Origin of the sequence: Lysinibacillus sp. JNUCC 51, assembly GCF_015999525.1 — a bacterium.
Lineage (GTDB): Bacteria > Bacillota > Bacilli > Bacillales_A > Planococcaceae > Lysinibacillus > Lysinibacillus xylanilyticus.
In genome coordinates this window covers 1514084-1531421 of sequence record NZ_CP065545.1, presented here as the reverse complement: position 1 = coordinate 1531421, position 17338 = coordinate 1514084, and the positions used below count along the sequence as shown (strand labels likewise).

The following is a 17338-nucleotide window of genomic DNA, read 5'->3' as shown; positions in this document are numbered from 1 at the left end:
GACAATTGGACTGTACATATGACACGTCCTTAAACCAATAAATGATAGAAAAGTGTATGTTGTATTTTTTTGACTATCTACCTTGCCTTTTCTTTCTAAACACATTACAATGAAGTTAAGTTAATATACTAGGTTTGAGCGATTGAGAGACCATTAAAAACATATGTACATTTGTACATGTGCTTTTAATGGTCTCTTTTTTTCGCTTTAAATAAGGAGGAATTTCATTATGAGCACAGCTTCAGCAATACAACGTCAACAAACGGTTGTAGAATTAGAAAGTAAAGAATACGATTTATTGGTTATCGGTGGTGGGATTACAGGTTGTGGTATCGCATTGGATGCAATTGCTCGTGGACTATCTGTAGCGTTAGTTGAAATGCAAGACTTCGCGGCTGGTACTTCTAGTCGTTCGACAAAATTAGTGCACGGTGGACTTCGTTATTTAAAACAATTCGAAATAAAAGAGGTTGCAGATTTAGGAAAAGAGCGTGCAATAGTTTATGAAAATGGACCGCATGTAACAACTCCAGTATGGATGCTACTGCCATTCCATAAAGGTGGTACATTCGGTAAATTCTCAACGAATATTGGCTTACGTGTCTATGATTTTTTAGCAGGGGTCAAACGTTCTGAGCGTCGATATATGTTAAATGCTGCAAAAACAATGGAAAAAGAACCTTTGGTTAAAGGTGAGGACTTACGCGGCGGTGGTGTTTATGTAGAATATCGTACAGATGATGCACGTCTGACAGTCGAAGTTGCCAAAGCTGCCATCGAAAAAGGCGCAACACTCATTAATTATACAAAGGCAGAAAACTTTTTATACAATGACCAAAAGAAAATTAATGGAATTGTAGCGCAAGATTTGATTGCCCATAATACGTTTAATATTCGTGCGAAAAAAGTTGTGAATGCTGCTGGTCCATGGGTAGATGAAGTTCGTAATATCGAAGGAAAACAAAATGGTAAGCACTTAATTTTATCAAAAGGTGTGCACATCGTTTTTGATGAATCTAAATTCCCATTACGTCAAGCTGTCTATTTTGATACACCTGATGGTCGTATGGTGTTTGCGATTCCTCGAAATGGGAAAACGTATGTTGGAACGACAGATACATTTTACGAAGGCGATGCCCGAGAAATGAATATCCATCAAGAAGATCGTGATTATATTATGAAAGCAATTCATTACATGTTTCCAAAAGTTAACGTCACTGATGCGGATATCGAATCAAGCTGGGCAGGCGTTCGTCCATTAATTCATGAGGAAGGTAAAAATCCATCTGAAATTTCTCGTAAGGACGAAGTATGGGAATCTGCTTCAGGACTTGTAACAATCGCTGGCGGTAAATTAACAGGTTATCGTAAAATGGCTGAAACGGTTTTAAATATGATTACGCAAGATTTAGAACAACGATTTGGCATTGCATCAAAACCATGTCATACAAAAAATATTCATATATCTGGTGGAGATGTAGGGGGCTCCAAAAACTTACATGCGTTCGTGTCAAAACGAACAAAAATGGGTGTTGATATTGGATTATCAGAAGAGGAAGCGAAACATTTAGCACATCATTATGGTTCTAATGTGGATACTGTTTTTGAATATGCTAAAGAAAAACATCCTGTTTTACCGCAAGGGCTATATGCTCAGCTACTGTATGGTATTCATCAGGAAATGGTTGTTCATCCAAACGACTTTATGATTCGTCGTACAGCATATATGTTCTTTAATATCGCTCTTGTGAAGCAATATAAAGACGCGATATTAGATGAAATGGCAAAACAATTACATTGGTCTGCTGAACAACGTACGCAATATGAAAAAGATTTAAATTTAGAAATAACAAGAGCTACCACTGCATTATAATAAAAAGGAAGGTCGTCTTAAAGGCGACCTCACTTTTTAACTTCTTTCAGCGGGTGCCCAAACATCCGCTGAAAGAAGTTAAAGCCTCCGGCGGATGTCACGGAAATCGGAAAGGAGTGCTTTGTGCAAGCACAAAGCCGATTCCGGACGCAATTATGCCGAGGCATAATTGATATAAAGGGGAAATCAAATGAATTTCAATAATCAACAAATTATTCCCGCTGCACGTACAGTTAAGCATTTTGATGAAATATTAAATAGTCGATTTGAATACATTGTTCTATTAGAAGTGCATATTAGTTCGCTTATGTCAATAAAACGAGAAGCAGATCGAAACGGTAAAAAATTAATTATTCATGCAGATTTAATTCATGGCTTAAAAACGGATAATTTTGCTGCAGATTTTTTATGTAATGATATCCGTCCTGCAGGTATAATTTCCACTCGATCTAATATGTTAATAAAAGCAAAATCTCGTGGGATTATTGCAATTCAGCGCGTCTTTTTAATTGATACGATTGCACTAGAAAAAAGCTTTTCAATGATTGAATCAGCGAAGCCCGATTATATTGAATTATTACCAGGAATCATTCCTTCAATGATTTCAGAAGTACACCAGCGAACAAAAATTCCTGTTATTACAGGTGGACTAGTTCGCACTGTTGAAAGCATTGAGGAAGCGTTATCAGCTGGGGCAGTAGCTATTACAACTTCAAATAAGGATTTGTGGGAAAATTTCCAAAAATATTGTTGACTATGTATATTATTTTCTCTACAATGTACATAAGTTAAAAAGCGCGTGGTTAGGAAAAGGAACCCACATTTATTCATCTGCATTACAACGTGCAGTTTGTTTAAGTGTGGGTTTATTTTTTTACTAAGTGCACTATTACAAAGGGGGGCTTTATGTATGTCAACATTTACAGCTGAACTTGTCGGCACGATGATTCTTATTTTATTCGGTGGTGGCGTTGTTGCAGGTGTATCACTGCACAAATCGAAAGGTTTTGGCGGTGGATGGGTAGTAATTACATTCGCTTGGGGTCTAGGTGTGGCTATGGCTGCATATGCTGTTGGTGGTATTAGTGGGGCTCATTTAAATCCTGCTTTAACGATCGCGCTTGCTACAATCGGTAATTTCCCATGGGAAGACGTACCTACTTACATTGCTGCACAATTGATTGGTGCATTTTTAGGTGGGGTACTCGTTTATTTTATGTATTTACCACATTGGAAAGGTACGAAAGATCCGGAAGCGAAACTGGCTGTATTTTCTACAATGCCTGCTATTAAACATCCATTATCAAATTTAATTTCAGAAATGATTGGTACATTTATACTTGTTTTAGGTATCCTAGCATTAGGAACAAATACAATTACGGATGGCATGAATCCATTTCTAGTTGGTATGCTAATTGTAGTCATCGGGATGGCATTAGGGGGCCCTACTGGTTATGCAATTAACCCTGCACGTGACTTAGGTCCACGTATAGCTCACTTTTTCTTACCAATCCCAGGTAAACGTGACTCAGGATGGTCATATGCATGGATTCCAGTTGTAGGTCCAATTATCGGTGGTACATTTGGTGCCCTATTTTTCCAACAAATTTTTGAAGGAAAAAATAGTATCACATTTTGGGTGTTTGCTATTATCGTAGTTATTATTTTTATCAGTGCTCAAATGACAGTGAAAAATATTAAAAGTGAAGAGTAAATCAATTTGCTTCGGCAAAATTGTGTTCGGAATCGGCTTTGTAGCTGACGCTTCGCTTTCGCTACAGAAAATAATTGTCGCTGACGCTTCGCTTTCGCTACCAAAACATTTGCTGAAAGAAATTAAAAAATTATTTGGAGGTATGACCGATGTCAGAAAAAAAATATATTTTAGCTTTGGACCAAGGTACAACAAGCTCACGTGCTATTTTGTTTGATGAAAAAGGGAGCATTCTCCATGTTGCACAACAAGAATTCCCGCAATATTTCCCACAATCAGGATGGGTTGAACATCACGCAGAAGAAATTTGGTCTTCTATTCTTTCTTGTATCGCTACAGTGCTATCTGCAAAAAATATTGAATCAAATCAAATTGCTGGGATCGGTATTACAAACCAACGCGAAACAACTGTTGTTTGGGATAAACATACTGGGAAACCAATTTATAATGCGATTGTATGGCAATCACGCCAAACGAACGCTATTTGTGAGGAATTGAAAGAAAACGGTTACAATGATTTATTCCGTGATAAAACTGGTTTATTAATCGATGCATACTTCTCCGGTACAAAAGTGAAATGGATTTTAGACAATGTTGAAGGTGCTCGTGAAAAAGCAGAAGCAGGCGATTTATTATTCGGTACAATTGATACTTGGTTAATATGGAAGTTAACAGGTGGTAAAGTCCATGTTACGGATTATTCAAATGCTTCTCGTACATTAATGTACAACATTTATGATTTAAAATGGGATGAAGAAATATTAGAAATTTTAGGAGTTCCTGCTTCTATGCTTCCTGAGGTTCGTCCTTCTTCAGAAGTGTATGGATATACGGAAGAAGCTCTGTTCTTTGGTTCTGCTGTTCCAATTGCAGGGGCTGCAGGTGATCAACAAGCTGCTTTATTCGGTCAAGCATGTTTCGAAGAAGGTATGGTTAAAAACACTTATGGTACGGGCTGCTTTATGTTGATGAATACTGGTGAAAAGGCAGTAAAATCAGAAAATGGCTTATTAACTACACTTGCATGGGGCTTAAATGGTAAGGTTACTTACGCTTTAGAAGGAAGTATTTTCGTAGCTGGCTCTGCTATTCAATGGTTACGCGACGGCTTACGCATGTTCCGTTCTGCTTCTGAATCTGAACAATATGCTGCACGTGTAGAGTCGTCAGACGGCGTTTATGTAGTTCCTGCATTCGTTGGTCTAGGAACACCTTATTGGGATTCAGATGTACGAGGTGCAGTATTCGGTTTAACTCGTGGTACTTCTAAAGAACATTTTGTACGTGCAACATTAGAATCGTTAGCGTATCAAACAAAAGACGTACTTGGTGCAATGGAAGCGGATGCCAATATTCCACTTACGAAATTACGTGTAGATGGTGGTGCAGTTGCAAATAATTTCTTAATGCAATTCCAATCAGATTTATTAAACGTTCCTGTTGATCGTCCTGTCATTAACGAAACAACAGCTTTAGGTGCTGCGTATTTAGCAGGTTTAGCAGTTGGCTTCTGGAAATCACCAGATGAAATTAGTGAGTATTGGAATTTAGATCATCAATTCACACCTAATATGGATGACTCATATCGTGAAGAAATCTATGCAGGCTGGAAAAAAGCTGTAGCAGCTGCTCAAGCGTTTAAATAAAAAGATAGTGATGAAAAAACCTTGATAGGCAATTTTGAAGCGGATCCTGTTGTTAGACAAAAATCTAACTGGGGTCACTTCACTTGCCGATCAAGGTTTTGTTTTAGGTAAGTGTTTAAAGCATCTCATTGATACATGTGGATATAAAACGGTAAGCCCATTTTCTTGACGGTACCCCATATCACTATAGTAGATTAAATATGCGGTATTTTATAAATTGTTAAATCGAAAAATAAGTTATATATCCATTAAAAGTTTCACCATATTCCTCACTGTAAACTCCACTAGTATAATTAGAAATTGTCTTCCTTCAAAAATTTTGGCCAACAATGTTGTTTTCTAACGGATTAGTAAACTCCCAATTTCCTTTAAATTGTTCAAATATCATATATGCAGCATGTTCAGCAATACCTCTACCTCTTAATAATTGAACTAAAAAGATTTCATTAAAAAAATAATCAATTCCTTTATTATAATGTGGAGAAGACGCTATAAGGATAAACCCCGCTGGTTAAAAGGTGAAATTTTAGGTTCTGTCTACCTTGAATAATAGGAGGATAAAACTCATTTCTGTATCAAAACCTTAAGGCATGTTTATTCCAGACAAACATATAGTATATATTGAGAATTATGAGTATTGGAATGAAAGGGGATTGCGTGGATAACTCTAAGTCGAATCAGCGCAAAAATTTAGAAGAGAATGCGAAGAATCAGCAGCTAGAGCCGTTCCGTGTCGATAATGAAGGAAAAAAGATGACGACGAATCAGGGGTTAAAAGTTTCGAATGATGAAAATTCGTTGAAGGCTGGAGTTCGTGGGCCAACTATTATGGAGGATTTTCACTTTCGAGAGAAAATAACGCATTTTGATCATGAACGGATTCCTGAGCGTGTTGTACATGCGCGAGGCTTTGCAGCACATGGAGAATTTGAATTGTATGAATCGATGAGGGAATATACTAAAGCAAGCTTTTTACAGGATCCTAATAAGAAAACACCTGTATTTGTCAGATTTTCAACTGTAGTTGGAAGTTTAGGTTCGATGGATACTGCACGTGATGTTCGTGGCTTTGCGACGAAATTTTACACGGATGAAGGTAATTATGATTTAGTTGGTAATAATATACCTGTTTTTTTTATTCAGGATGCCATTAAGTTTCCTGATTTAATTCACGCGGTAAAGCCTGAACCTCACAATGAAATGCCACAAGCAGCCTCAGCTCACGATACGTTTTGGGATTTTGTAGCGAACAATCAGGAAATTGCGCATATGATTATGTGGCATATGTCTGATCGTGCAATACCTAGAAGTTTTCGAATGATGGAAGGCTTCGGTGTTCATGCTTTTCGTTTCGTCAATGATAAAGGAAAATCGAGGTTTGTAAAGTTTCATTGGAAGCCTGTTTTGGGGGTTCATTCACTCATTTGGGATGAAGCACAAATTATTGCTGGAAAGGATCCAGATTTTCAGCGACGTGATTTATGGGAATCAATTGAGATAGGTGATTATCCAGAGTATGAGCTTGGTGTACAAATGCTTGAGCCAGAAGACGAATTTAAATTTAATTTTGATATTTTGGATGCAACAAAGCTGTGGCCTGAAGAGTTAGTGCCAGTTAAAAAGATTGGGAAAATGACCTTGAATCGTAATGTGGATAATGTTTTTGCTGAAACAGAGCAAGTCGCCTTCCACCCTGGCAATGTTGTACCAGGCATAGATTTTACAAATGATCCACTTTTGCAGGGGCGGCTATTTTCATATTTAGATACACAGCTAATACGTCTAGGGGGACCAAACTTTTCTGAAATACCGATTAACCGACCCATCTGTCCATTTCATAACAATCAACGCAATGGCTTTAGTCGTCAAACTATTAATGTAGGAAAAGTGAGCTATCATAAAAATTCCTTGGCCAATAATACACCATCAACATCAACGGCAAAGGAAGGTGGCTTTGTCCATTATGAAGAAAAGGTTGAAGGACGCATCACACGAGCACGTAGTAAATCGTTTGATGATCATTTTTCTCAGGCAAGGCTGTTTTGGAATAGTATGTCACTCCCTGAAAAGCAGCATATTATTGATGCCTTTAGTTTTGAAGTAGGGAAGGTGAAAAGTAAGTCCGTTCGCCAACAGGTTGTAGATATGTTTGTCCGTGTTGATAAAGCAATGGCAACGACTGTCGCCGATAATGTTGGCGTTAATCGTCCAAAAGGTGAGCAAATAAATGTCACGTTATCATCACCTGCACTTAGTCAAGCTAATACTATAAAAATGCCACAAACACTTAAAGTAGGCGTGCTAATAGGTGATGGATTTGACGCAAATGAAGTTGGAGAAATACTGAAATACTTAACAAGACAGGGTGTTCGATACAGTATTATTTCCGACAGATTAGGGGTTGTTACTAGTAATGATGGTGTACAATTAACAGCAAGTGACACATTTATTACTACCGATGCGGTACTATTTGACTCGTTATATGTTGTAGGCGTAAGAGCAAAAAATCAGGCAAAGTTTAATTCATATATTGTAAATTATATCAATGAAGCGTATAGACATTACAAACCGATTGGTATAGCAACATCAGGAACGACATTTTTTAATATGTCTAATGCCAATGTAGGGCCAGGAATTGTGTTGGCAACTGGCGACAAAGATTTCGCTAAAAAATTTGTCAATGCCATAGCGCAACAACGCTTCTGGGAACGGAATATTTATTAACTTTACGTTGTATCCGCGAGGAGCAGAATATCTGCTTAGCGAGGAACACCCGCGAAAGTAGGGCGAATACTCGCGGAAGCAGAGGGAATACCGTGATGGGAATACGTATAATTATAAATACTCTCATTGTTCTATTAAGAATAATTTGAGTATTTTTTTGCCTATTGAATCTTAAATTCAATTGTTGCTGATGCTTTGTACTCGGTTTTTTGTTTATTTGGGGCTTTTGTGTAAAAGTCAGTGCTCCCTTTTACGATATAATGTCATTTTGGAAAATGACATTTCATTGTATGTTTCATAAATTCAACGAGTTTAGGTTCTGAAAATTCGTCGTACACGTCTCCGCTCGTGTAACCTCTTCGTAGGGCACATTTTGTTCAAGAATACGTGTAAATAGTGGAGTATCCATTACACTAGGTATTTCAAAATTTCGTGTCGTTTCCTGCAAAATAAATAAAAATGGGGAGCCTCCATAGTAAATAGTTATGTTTTGAGCTTGCCCTACATATGTGAGTTTAGTTTTTATCTTTATGGATTCTCCTTCTGTGAAGGTGGGTTTTGAAATAGAGAGTTCATAAAGAAAGTCTTCCTATTGCGTAAAAGCTTTAATGCTTATTTTTCCTGACAGGCGGGCAACTAGGAATAGCATAGAGAGTAGCTGTAATAATTTTTTAGGTAAACATCCTCCTTTATCGTATTTGACGCTAGGTCAGACAATATGTGTTACTGAATTTCCTGCAACATTTATGACATTGCATTCAAATTTTGTAAATGCTATGGTGATAAATGAGGTGATTTTCCGTGAAAAGATTTGATATTGCAATTATTGGTGCAGGTCCTGGGGGCTATGTAGCAGCCATTCATGCAGCCAAAAGTGGCAAGAAGGTCGCTTTAGTAGAGCGCGATAAAGTAGGAGGGGCCTGCTATAATGTCGGCTGTATTCCTTCGAAAATTTTGTTGGAGCATAGTAAGCTCATTCAAGAAATACAACGTGGTAATGACTGGGGCATTGAAACTCCTGCAGTAAATGTGAATTTTCCACGATTGATGAAACGTAAGGATACTATTATTGATGAGCTTTTAAAGAATATTGAGGGCTATATTTTAAGCAATCAAATCACCTTTTATCGAGGAGAAGCGGCAGTATCTAATGATTTAACTGTAACAGTTGGCAGTGAGATTTTTACGGCAACAGATATTATTTTAGCAACCGGAAGTAAACCATTTGTGCCACCTTTTAAAGGTATAGAGACGTCTTCTTATTATACAACGGATACCTTTTTTGATATGAAAGAGCTGCCAAATCAGTTAACCATTATAGGCGGAGGCGTTATTGCAGTAGAGATGGCATTTAGTTTAGCACCACTTGGAACAAAGGTGACGATGCTGAATCATAGTGAAGATATTTTACAGACAGAAGAGCCAGATGCACGACCACTTATTCGTGAAAAGATGAAAAAGCTTGGGATTGAACTTGTGACAGATTTCCAATTTGAGCATTTTAGTGGCAATGAAATTCACACTTCTAAAGGCATTTATACATATGAAAATCTTTTGTTTGCAACGGGTCGACGCCCAAATACAGAAATAGCTCAGCAGCTTGATCTAGCCTTCGATGGTCGATTGATTGCCGTCAATGAGCATCTTGAAACAAGTCATCCACATATTTATGCTATAGGTGACTTAGTTGGTGGCTACCAACTAGCTCATTCAGCGAGTGCAGAGGGAATTAATGTTGTGGAGTATATTTTGGGGAATAAGCCGGCACTAATTGATCAAACATCGATTCCTCGCTGTGTTTATACACATCCTGAAATTGCAACTTTTGGTTTGCTGGAAGAGCAGATTGATGAACCTTATACGGTGACTCAAATGTCTTTACATACAAACCCTAAGGCATTGATGGAAGGAAATACAGTGGGCTTTATAAAGCTTATTGCGACGGAAAAAGAAGGACGTATTTTAGGAGCTTGTGTTGTTGCTGATGGGGCAACAGAAATGCTGAATGCTATTTTAGCTACTAAAAATGCTGGTGGCACTGCCCACACTCTTGCAAATATGATTTTCCCACATCCTACAGTGTCAGAGCATATTGGAGATGCTGCAAAAGCAATTTTTAACAAAGCCATTCACCATTAATGGTCTCAGAAACTACATTCTTCAGCGGAAGGCATCCTTCTCGCTAATGGAATGTAGTTTTTTAATTTAAATAGGGATCGAAATTAACTTCTTAGCCTTCTTTGAAGCGGGTTTTTCTCATTTCACTACTCACCAACAGAGGGTGAAGGTTCAGCATGGCGTTTAGCCCGTTGATATTCTTGTTCTTTTTTGTATGCGGAACTTATGAACAAGTTGCTAAACGCTTTGTTCACCTAGATACCCCTCGAATATTACTGATTAAAAATAAGTATTTATATGGGCTTCAAACACTCATATTTACCTTTGATGGATCTAAATAAAAAACCTATTGACTTTGTATGTTATTATGTTAAATTAAGTTTATAAGAATACTTGGTATTTAAAGTTAAGTTGACTAGACATCTAGAGGCTTCTATTTTACGTAACGGATATCCTTCGACCGTAAATATAGAAGCCTTTTTTATATTTATATTGTGAATTTCTATTGAGCTTTGAGGAGGATGGAATATGAAACTAGGATTTTGGCTACCGATTTTTGGAGGATGGTTACGTAACGTAGAAAATGAAAATATGCCTGCAACATTTGATTATGTAAAACAGGTTATTCAAACAGGAGAAAAACTTGGCTTTGATGCGACGCTTATCGCAGAGCTATATTTAAATGATATTAAAGGCATTGATGCTGACGCACTTGAGGCTTGGTCAACCGCAGCAGCTTTAGCGGCAGTTACTGAAAAGATAGAAATATTGGCTGCAGTTCGACCTGGCTATCATAATCCGGCGGTGATGGCAAAGGTAGCTGCAAACATCGATCAAATCTCTAATGGTCGTTTTACGTTAAATGTAGTTTCAGCTTGGTGGGAAGAGGAAGCAAAGCAATATGGTGGTTATTTTACAGAGCATGGAGAGCGTTATGATCGCACGGAGGAATTCATTGATATTTTAAAAGGTTTATGGACAGAAGAAACGTTCAGCTATCATGGGAAATATTACGAAATAGAAAATGCATATTTGTCTCCAAAGCCATTCAGAAAACCATACCCAACATTATACGCAGGTGGAGAAAGTGAGCGCGGTAAAGAGACAATTGCAAAGTCATGTGACGCTTATGTGATGCATGGAGGAACAGTAGAGGAAGTCGGGGCTAAAATCAAGGATATGCTCGCCCGTCGAGAAGCAATTGGAAAAGGCCCATTCGAAACTTTTGGGATGGCTGCATATGTCATTGTGCGTGATTCAGAAGAAGAAGCACTTGCTGAACTAGCCCGAATTACCAATGTACAGGATACAGCAGGGTATGTAGGCTTTAATGACTTCACTAGTAAATCAAAGCTAGAACAACAAATTACACTACAGGATTATTCAGTTTCAAACAGAGGGCTACGACCAAATTTAGTCGGTACACCTCAACAAGTAGCAGAGCGTATTTTAGCTTATGAAGCGGTTGGCGTAAATCTCTTACTTCTTCAATTCTCCCCGCATCTAGAGGAAATGGAACGTTTTGCAAGAGAGGTTATGCCTTTAGTAAAAATAAAATCAGCCATCATACGGTAAGGAGCGACTACATGACTGCGAAAATTTATATTATTCATGAAAATGATGAATGGACAATTCATTTAACAAAACGTTTAGAGGAACAAAACCTACCATATGAGGTTTGGCATTTGGCAGAGGGATTGATTGACTTATCAAAAGAACCGCCACAAGGAATTTTTTATAGTCGTATGAGTGCTTCATCACATACACGAGGGCATGTATTTGCACCAGAGCTTACAGAGGCAGTGCTCGCATGGCTAGAGTATCATGGCCGTCTTGTTATTAATGGCAGCCGTGCCTTACGATTAGAAGTAAGTAAGGTCAATCAATATTTTGCACTAGAAGCTGTAGGTATTCAAACACCTAAAACGATAGCGACAGTTGGTAAATCGCAGCTAATAGAAGCAGCAAGAACAATTGGTACAACATCGTTTATTACGAAGCATAATCGAGCAGGAAAAGGGCTTGGCGTACAACTATTTAATTCAGTTGAAGCACTAGGAGCATATGCAAATAGTGATACTTTTGAGTCACCTATAGATGGTATTACGCTTGTGCAACAATATATAAAATCACCTGATTCATATATAACACGATGTGAATTTGTAGGGGGCAAATTTTTATATGCAGTGCGAGTTGATACGTCTGAGGGCTTTGAACTCTGTCCTGCTGATAGCTGTCAAATAGAAGATAAATTTTGCCCAGTAGGTGAAACAGCAACTAATAACTCAAAATTTCAAATTTTAGACAGTTTTTCAGAGGAGCTTATTGAGCGTTATGAAGAATTTTTAGCGCAAAATAAGGTAAGTGTCGCAGGGATTGAGTCGATTATCGATAAAGAAGGTAATATTTTTACATATGACGTGAATACCAATACAAACTATAATGCAGAAGCCGAAAAAGCAGTAGGGAAATATGGCATGTTAGCTGTTGCTAATTACTTAGGTGCTACATTACGTCAATATGAAAAGACATTGCATTTGGTGTAAGAACATTTATCTTTATTAATAAGGAGTGGCTAATATGACAAAAGCAGTTATTATTAATGGCAGTAATTCGAGAAATTCACGCGTGACGGCGATTCATGAAAAGGTGGAAAACTACTTAAAAGCACAGGGTATAGTGGTACACACAAATTATGTACATGAACTGCCAGCTGAGGACCTAATTACGGCTAATTTTGCAAGCGAGGACATCATTTCAGAAAATAAACAAGTTGAGGAAGCCGATATTATCGTACTTTTGACACCCATTTATAAAGCTTCGTATACAGGAATATTGAAAACTTATTTAGATTTGCTACCGCAAAAAGCATTGCTTGGAAAGATCATCCTACCAATTGCAGTAGGTGGCTCTATTGGACATTTACTCGCATTAGAATATGCATTAAAACCAGTTTTAGCTGTATTAGGAGCTACAACTATTGCACATTCTGTATATATAGTTGATAAACAAATTATTCGATTAGAAGATGGAAGCTTTGCTATTGAGGAAGAAGCTATTAATCGTCTTGAAGGTGAATTAAAACAATTGCAACAGATTGTGGTAGTAAACTGAAAAATCTAGAACTACGTTCCATAACGTGTGGTTGATTTCCGCTCCGACTAGGTGCTTTGTCGCTGACGCTTCGCTTTCGCGCAGATAAAACATTTGTCGCTGACGCTTCGCTTTCGCGCAGATAAAACATTTGTCGCTGACGCTTCGCTTTCGCGCAGATAAAACATTTGTCGCTGACGCTTCGCTTTCGCGCAGATAAAACATTTGTCGCTGACGCTTCGCTTTCGCGCAGATAAAACATTTGTCGCTGACGCTTCGCTTTCGCGCAGATAAAACATTTGTCGCTGACGCTTCGCTTTCGCGCAGATAAAACATTTGTCGCTGACGCTTCGCTTTCGCGCAGATAAAACATTTGTCGCTGACGCTTCGCTTTCGCGCAGATAAAACATTTGTCGCTGACGCTTCGCTTTCGCACAGATAAAACATTGTCGCTGAGCCATGAAGTTCAAAAAATAGCGCATTATAGGAAATAACCTCCTATAACGCGCTATTTTTAATTAACTTCAGGTTCTTCTTTTGTCTCATCCGGTGTTGTAGAGAGATATAAGAAAGCCTCGTCTTGCAATAGCAATAATTTTTCTTCACAAATACCGTGTGCCAATGGTCCAGAAAAAATAGATTCCCACCAAGTTCCTGTTGTTGTTGTCATTTATCTACGCCCCCGTTTCAATTTTCGATATGTAGTTGTGAATTTCTGGAAATCACAAAATCATCTACACATTCCATCCATTCAAGAAAGAGGAATTTTGGTTGTCAATGTTGTATCGTATAGACAAAGATAGTTTGTTTCGAAATGAAAAAACTATGTATGCCATTAAAAAAAAAGGGGTGCTTTTATTATGAATTTTACGCCACAAGATGTAGAAAATATGATTACAGAACAGCGTCAATTTTATTTTTCACGTGCGACGAAGAGTACAAAATTTCGAAAAGAGCAATTAATAAAACTGAAGAAAACGATTTTAAAATATGAAAAAGAAATTTTGAATGCTCTATATTTAGATTTACGAAAGAGTGAGTTTGAGGCATACGCAACAGAAGTTGGCATTGTTTTAGATAGTATTTCATATATGGTAAAGCATGTTGAAGAATGGGTGAAACCTGAAGCTGTAAAAACACCGATTCAATACCAGATGGGAAAAAGCTTTATTGTAAGAGAGCCATATGGAGTAACATTAATTATTGGTCCATTCAATTATCCATTCCAACTTGTAATGGAGCCTTTAATTGGTGCAATTGTTGGTGGTAATACGGCTATTGTAAAACCATCAGAAACATCTGTGCATACAGCAGCAATCGTAAAAAAAATAATTGAAGAAACGTTTAATCCTTCCTACGTTCGGGTTGTAGAGGGAGAAAAAGAAGAAGTGACGGCACTTATTAATGCATCCTTTGACTATATATTTTTTACAGGGAGTGTGGCAGTCGGAAAAGTTGTTGCAAAGGCAGCGGCGGAACGCTTAACACCAATTGCTCTAGAACTTGGTGGGAAAAGTCCTGCAATTGTTGATCAAACAGCCAATTTAGAAGTAGCAGCGAAAAGAATCGCTTGGGGTAAATTCACAAATACTGGTCAAACTTGTGTGGCACCCGATTATGTCCTTGTCCATAAAGATGTTTATGACCGATTTATGAAAATATTGAAAGCAACAATCCGTTCCTTCTATGGTAAAAATGCATTAAAAAGCCCTGACTACGGCCGTATTGTGAATTTAAGACAATTTGATCGCTTACAGCAAATTATCGTAGAAGAACGTGATGCAATTACATTTGGTGGTAGAACAGATCGTGATGAATTGTATATTGAGCCTACAGTTATTGGATATGTGAAATGGTCAAGTCCTTCGATGCAGGATGAACTATTTGGTCCGATTTTACCTGTGATGATGTACGATGATTTACCGCTAGCCATTCACCAGATTCGTCAATTACCAAAGCCTTTAGCGGCTTATTTTTTCTCAGAGCATGAAAAAGCTACTCAGTACTTTTTAGAGGAATTACCATTTGGTGGAGGCTGTATAAATGATACGATTACACATGTAGGAAATTTACATTTGCCATTTGGCGGTGTCGGACCATCTGGGGTAAAAGCATACCACGGGAAGGCAAGCTTTGAAAACTTTACTCATCCCAAATCTATCTTAAAAAAATCATCGAAGTTAGAGACGAATGTTCTCTTTCCCCCATACAAACAAAAGGTTAAGCTTGTAAGAACTATTATGAAATAGTTAAAGTGAGGTGTCAGGGATCTGACACCTCACTTTTTTACCAGTTCTCCTAAGTATATTTTCACCATACATGGATTTAGGTTGTCGATAAATGTTGATTGATGAGCCAAATTTCATTGAAAGATTAAAAATATATTAAAATGTTAGCGTTTTCATTAAAAAAAACGTCTTAAGAGGCATTTTATTTATGAGCGAATAAGTAGTAAAATAAATTCAATAGAATGTGGGGGAATTCTTTTTGTCATTTCTTGTCGAATAAACAATAAATGATGGAATGAATGTAGAGATTGATTGGAGGACTATGAAATGTATGCAGAGGAATTGTTGAATGCATTACCTTTGAAAAAAATAATTGGAGTGCTACCTGACCAAGTAAGTGATATTGTAATTGATTCACGAAGTGTGCAACCAAATAGTATGTTTGTTTGTATAAAAGGTTATACAGTAGACGGTCATGACTATGCACAGAAAGCTGTTGAAGGTGGCGCAACAATTGTTGTAACAGAACGAAAATTACCGTTAGGTGAAAATATTGCACAGGTCATTGTGAAAGATACGGATCGTGCAGTTGGCTTGTTAGCTGCAAAGTTTTTTGACTATCCGTCGAAAGATATGGCAATGATTGGCGTAACAGGGACAAATGGAAAAACATCAGTAACAGGTATTATCCAAAATATTATGCATGGTATGGGCGAGAAATCTGCACTATCAGGCACAATCGGCTTTAATTTAAATGGTATTTTATATGAATCTGCAAATACTACGAGCGATGCATTATCGACTCAACAAATGATCTTCCGTGCAAAAATGGAAGGCTGTCGATTAATGACTATGGAGGTATCTTCACACGGTTTAGCACTTGGACGTCTAGCTGGTGTAGATTATGATGTAGCAATTTTCACAAATCTTTCGCATGATCATCTTGATTTCCATGGTACGATGGAAGAATACGGACATGCAAAGGGCTTATTATTCTCCCAACTTGGACAAGACTTAGAAAAGAATAAATTTGTAGTGTTAAATGCTGATGATGCTTGGTCAGAGCGTTATGCAGCGATGACACCATTCCCAGTATGGACATATGGTTTAAAAAATGAAACTGCTGATTTTCGGGCTATTAACTGTGAGTATCATGATTTCATGACATCTTTTGACGTTGAAATGCCAGAGGGAATATACCATGTGAAAATGCATTTGCTCGGGGAGTTTAATATATACAATGTACTTGCAGCTATGGTTGCTTTTTATGGCCGTGGTTATTCAATGGAAACAATCATTGAGCAAATTGAGCAATTACCACCTGTAAAGGGACGTATGGAGAAAGTTTGCTCAGATTTACCTGTGCAGATTTTTATTGATTATGCACATACACCTGATGCCATCGAAAAGGCGATTTCTTCAGCTCAACCATATAAAAAAGGTAAGCTTATTTTCTTAGTTGGTACAGGAGGCAATCGTGATAAATCGAAACGTCCAGCAATGGCAGAAAAGGCTTCAGCTGCTGATTACGTTATTTTAACGACAGATGATCCTCGCTATGAAGACTACGATAGTATTACAGGCGATCTTGCCAAAGGGATGCTTCATGAAAAGTATGCATGTATAGGTGACCGTGCTGAGGCGGTGCGTCATGCGATTGAGGTTGCTGAACCAGGGGATATGATTATTTTTGCTGGTAAAGGCCATGAAGATTATCAAATTATTGAGAATACTAAATATCCGCATAGTGATGCAGATATTGCAATAGAAGCTGGCCACTTAAAATTTGTATAATATATGATCTCCAAAGAGGATATTAGAGCGTACTTGATAGTGTGAACGCAATGCATGCAATAATGCGGCAAGTTCACCATACTTAGAGAACCCTTTTAGTTAGTACTAAAGGGTTTTCTTTTTGGGTACTTTTGGTGAATGTCACGAT

At 37.7% G+C, this 17338-nt stretch carries 13 protein-coding genes; 11 read left to right on the top strand and 2 right to left on the bottom strand.

The genetic code is table 11. The annotated features are described in order from the left end of the window. The first annotated feature begins 229 nt into the window (after nucleotides 1-229). The 9 genes from JNUCC51_RS07665 to ssuE all read left to right on the top strand — a co-directional run bounded on the left by JNUCC51_RS07665 (nucleotide 230) and on the right by ssuE (nucleotide 13189). On the top strand, nucleotides 230-1873 hold the full coding sequence (locus JNUCC51_RS07665) for a glycerol-3-phosphate dehydrogenase/oxidase (protein ID WP_337991499.1): 1644 nt from the start codon (nucleotides 230-232) through the stop codon (nucleotides 1871-1873). 190 nt (nucleotides 1874-2063) lie between these two features. Beyond that, nucleotides 2064-2627 carry a glycerol-3-phosphate responsive antiterminator gene (locus tag JNUCC51_RS07660; RefSeq protein WP_337991498.1) on the top strand — a complete coding sequence of 188 codons (564 nt, stop codon included), beginning with the start codon at nucleotides 2064-2066 and terminating at the stop codon, nucleotides 2625-2627. A gap of 156 nt (nucleotides 2628-2783) precedes the next feature. Beyond that, complete coding sequence (locus JNUCC51_RS07655; RefSeq protein ID WP_337991497.1) at nucleotides 2784-3587, top strand: MIP/aquaporin family protein; 804 nt, start codon at nucleotides 2784-2786, stop codon at nucleotides 3585-3587. A gap of 149 nt (nucleotides 3588-3736) precedes the next feature. Then, nucleotides 3737-5233, top strand: coding sequence for a glycerol kinase GlpK (gene glpK / locus JNUCC51_RS07650; protein WP_337991496.1), 1497 nt, complete (start codon nucleotides 3737-3739; stop codon nucleotides 5231-5233). A gap of 642 nt (nucleotides 5234-5875) precedes the next feature. Next, nucleotides 5876-7957 (top strand): catalase, encoded by a 2082-nt coding sequence (locus JNUCC51_RS07645; RefSeq protein WP_337991495.1) that lies wholly within the window; start codon nucleotides 5876-5878, stop codon nucleotides 7955-7957. 801 nt (nucleotides 7958-8758) lie between these two features. Further along, nucleotides 8759-10096, top strand: a complete 1338-nt coding sequence (lpdA, locus tag JNUCC51_RS07640) for a dihydrolipoyl dehydrogenase (protein ID WP_337991494.1) — start codon at nucleotides 8759-8761, stop codon at nucleotides 10094-10096. Nucleotides 10097-10603: 507 nt separating this feature from the next. Next, the gene (locus JNUCC51_RS07635) at nucleotides 10604-11650 is read left to right on the top strand and encodes an LLM class flavin-dependent oxidoreductase (RefSeq protein WP_337991493.1); all 1047 of its coding nucleotides are present in this window, start codon (nucleotides 10604-10606) and stop codon (nucleotides 11648-11650) included. Between the two features lie 11 nt (nucleotides 11651-11661). Further along, nucleotides 11662-12621: an ATP-grasp domain-containing protein gene (locus tag JNUCC51_RS07630; RefSeq protein WP_337991492.1), complete on the top strand. Its 960-nt coding sequence runs from the start codon at nucleotides 11662-11664 to the stop codon at nucleotides 12619-12621. A gap of 34 nt (nucleotides 12622-12655) precedes the next feature. Further along, nucleotides 12656-13189: an NADPH-dependent FMN reductase gene (ssuE, locus tag JNUCC51_RS07625; RefSeq protein WP_337991491.1), complete on the top strand. Its 534-nt coding sequence runs from the start codon at nucleotides 12656-12658 to the stop codon at nucleotides 13187-13189. Between the two features lie 47 nt (nucleotides 13190-13236). On the opposite strand, the gene JNUCC51_RS07620 is transcribed toward ssuE, so the two are convergent. Beyond that, entirely contained in the window at nucleotides 13237-13650 is a 414-nt protein-coding gene (locus tag JNUCC51_RS07620; protein ID WP_337991490.1) for a hypothetical protein, read from the bottom strand. A 32-nt stretch (nucleotides 13651-13682) separates the two neighbouring features. Continuing rightward, on the bottom strand, nucleotides 13683-13838 hold the full coding sequence (locus tag JNUCC51_RS07615) for a hypothetical protein (RefSeq protein WP_337991489.1): 156 nt from the start codon (nucleotides 13836-13838) through the stop codon (nucleotides 13683-13685). 190 nt (nucleotides 13839-14028) lie between these two features. On the opposite strand from JNUCC51_RS07615, the gene JNUCC51_RS07610 reads away from it, so the two are divergent. Beyond that, nucleotides 14029-15417 (top strand): aldehyde dehydrogenase, encoded by a 1389-nt coding sequence (locus tag JNUCC51_RS07610; protein WP_337991488.1) that lies wholly within the window; start codon nucleotides 14029-14031, stop codon nucleotides 15415-15417. Between the two features lie 306 nt (nucleotides 15418-15723). Next, on the top strand, nucleotides 15724-17190 hold the full coding sequence (locus JNUCC51_RS07605; RefSeq protein WP_337991487.1) for a UDP-N-acetylmuramoyl-L-alanyl-D-glutamate--2,6-diaminopimelate ligase: 1467 nt from the start codon (nucleotides 15724-15726) through the stop codon (nucleotides 17188-17190). The last annotated feature ends 148 nt before the right edge of the window (nucleotides 17191-17338 follow it).